This window comes from Aggregatilinea sp. (genome assembly GCF_036822615.1).
In the GTDB taxonomy this organism is placed as follows: Bacteria; Chloroflexota; Anaerolineae; order Aggregatilineales; family Aggregatilineaceae; genus Aggregatilinea.
Genome location: NZ_DAISHJ010000066.1, coordinates 18,077 through 20,517, shown reverse-complemented (window position 1 = coordinate 20,517; position 2,441 = coordinate 18,077). Strand labels below are relative to the sequence as shown.

Genomic DNA, 2,441 nt, shown 5'->3' with positions numbered 1-2,441 from the left:
ATGAATTGATCGGCGTGAAACGGCGTGGCGTGGCCCAGTCCCTCGACCTCGACCCCCACGCAGCGCCCGCCCTCGACGCGCGTCCGCACCACCGGGTGCCCGATCTGCACGCGGGCACGCTGGCGCAGCAGCCACGTCCGCAGGCGGCTGCTCAACCGCACGCCGGGCGTGCTCGGCGGCAGCGTCGGGATCTCGAACACCGGGCAGCCCAGCGCCGCCGCGAGGTCGTTCAGCGCCTCGCCGGAGCGATCCATGCCCAGCACGGCGGGGAAGCCGATTTTGGCCGCGCCGTTTACGTGCGGCTGGACCTGCCCCGCGACGATCTGCCGGAAGCTGGTGTTATCCATCTGCCGCGCGAAGTCGCCCGGCCACATATCCCAGTTGTCGCGGAACTCCGGCGGGTCGATCAGCACGGCCCGCGCGTCGATGCCCTGCGCACGTAAATTTCCCGCGGCCAGATCCGGGTGAAAGTCGCGCCAGCCCTTGAAGCCGACCAGCAGCACCGGCCCGCTGACATCCGTCAGGTCACCCTGGGCCAGCCCGCGCGGCGCGATCAGCGGCGTCTGGATCGCGCCCAATGCGGTCGGCAGGCGCAGCGCGCGGCCATCGTCGCGGCGCTGGTAGGGCAGGCCGACCATTTCCGCGATCGCGTTGAACGCGTCCAGCGCGGCAGGGATCGCGTCCCTTCCGGCCTTTGCATAGGGGTGATCGGGCTGGTCGGCGGCTATCTGCGCGGCGGCGGTCAATACGTTGCCCTCCGCGTGATCCGCCACGCTGATCCAGCCCGGCGCGATCATCTGCTGGCCCCAGCCTTTGGCGATCAGCCGCACGGACGCGCCCGCGCGCACGGCGAGCGCAGCGGCTGTCAGTCCGGCCAGCCCTGCGCCGATCACGAGGACGTCCGTGCCGCGCGGCGTGATCTCAGTCGAGTTGGACATCGGCAGCTTCCTCGGTGGCCTGCAGTTCGCGCGGCGCGGTGAGCTGATCCAGGCCCAGCGTGCGGCGATAGATCGATTCGTCCAGGTAAAGCTGGCGCAGTTGGTGGCCCCACAGCAGCGGGCGCACGCCCTTGAAGCGCTCGTCTACGAACGCGCCGAAGGCGTCGGTTGCTTCGGCGCTGGTGCGGCTCTGCGCCTGCTGCACGATCGCCGCCGCGCGGTAGCTGCAAAAGCCCGCCTGGCACGGCCCCATGCCCAGCCGCAGATCGCGCCGCAGGTCGTCCAGCGCGACGGGCTGATCGCCATACGCGGCGATGGCGGCGTCGAGCTGCGGGCGCGTGACCATCTCGCACTCACAAATCAGGTCGCCGGGCATTTCGCCGTGTTCCAGCCTGCGCAGGCGATCCTGCAACTGGTGGTGGCGCGATTTTTGCGGCCCCGGCAGCGGCTCGTCGGCGGTGGTGCAGCGCGCGGTGGTCCCGATCTGCGCGCCCCGGTGACGGTGATCAGGCCGCGCACGCCGTCGCGCTGCGCGTGGTCGATCACCGAAAACGTGCGTTTCAGCGCCCGTCCGGCAGCGTCGCCGTCGTGATGCGCTTCGGGCGGCTCGTAGAGCGGACGCACGCCCGCCCAGGCGCGCAGCGCGCGGCCCTGCCGGATGCCGGGCATCACCGCGTCGGCTTCGGCCAAAATGCGGCTGATCTCCCACGGCTCGATGCGCGTATCGCCCGGAAAATCGGTTTGCACGGAGGTCGTGCCGAGCACGCAGACCGTGCCGACCGGCACGAGGATGTCGCCATCCGCTGGGGGACGCAGGCGGTTGATCACGGTGTTGGTCCAGCGCATGTTCATGGCGATCATCGCGCCCCGGTCGAACAGCACGCGCACGTCCAGCCCGGCCAGATGCGCAACTTCGCCCGCCCACGCGCCGCTCGCGTTGAGCACACACGCCGCATGGATGACCTGTTCCGCGCCGCTGTGCACGTCCGCGATCCGCGCGCCGACTACCGCGTCGCCCTCGCGCAGCAGCGCCACGATGCGGTGATAGGTTAGCACGTCGCCGCCAAGCGCCTGTGCCGCGCCTGCGAAGGCGTGGATCAGGTCGAACGAGTCACACGTGCCGTCCGGCACGCGGTACGCCGCGACCAGATCCGGCGCGAGGCCCGGTTCCAGGGCGCGCGCCTGCTCCGGCGTCAGCGCGTCGGCGCGGATGCCTGCCTGCGCGCAGCCCGCGACCCACCTGGGCGCGAAGTCCGGCGGATCGGCGGGCGTGGCGACGAACAGGCCGCCCGTGTCCTCGATGGCGAAGGGCGCGATGCGGCGCAAAATGGTGTTTTCGTCGATGCACTCGCGGGCAGTTTCGGTGTCGCGTACGGCGTAGCGTCCGCCGGAATGCAGCAGTCCGTGGTAGCGCCCGGAGGTCCCGGTCGTCAGGTCGCCCTGCTCGACCAGCAGCACGCGCAGCCCACGCCGCGCGGCATCGTAGGCGGCGGCGGCTCCGGT

3 protein-coding genes are annotated in these 2,441 nt (G+C 71.2%); all 3 read right to left on the bottom strand.

The window, feature by feature from the left end:
* The coding region (locus V7116_RS16690) for an FAD-binding protein (protein WP_324393090.1) at positions 1–938 on the bottom strand (938 nt) is incomplete at its 3' end.
* Entirely contained in the window at positions 922–1,314 is a 393-nt protein-coding gene (locus V7116_RS16685) for a (2Fe-2S)-binding protein (RefSeq protein ID WP_324393089.1), read from the bottom strand. The genes V7116_RS16690 and V7116_RS16685, both read right to left, overlap by 17 nt.
* Positions 1,299–2,441 (bottom strand): FAD-dependent oxidoreductase (locus V7116_RS16680; RefSeq protein WP_324393088.1); only part of this gene is annotated, 1,143 nt, incomplete at its 5' end. The genes V7116_RS16685 and V7116_RS16680, both read right to left, overlap by 16 nt.

Bases quoted from the DNA above. Each gene is read 5' to 3' on its own strand.
- V7116_RS16685 (WP_324393089.1), bottom strand. From the start codon at position 1,314: ATGCCCGGCGACCTGATTTGTGAGTGCGAGATGGTCACGCGCCCGCAG.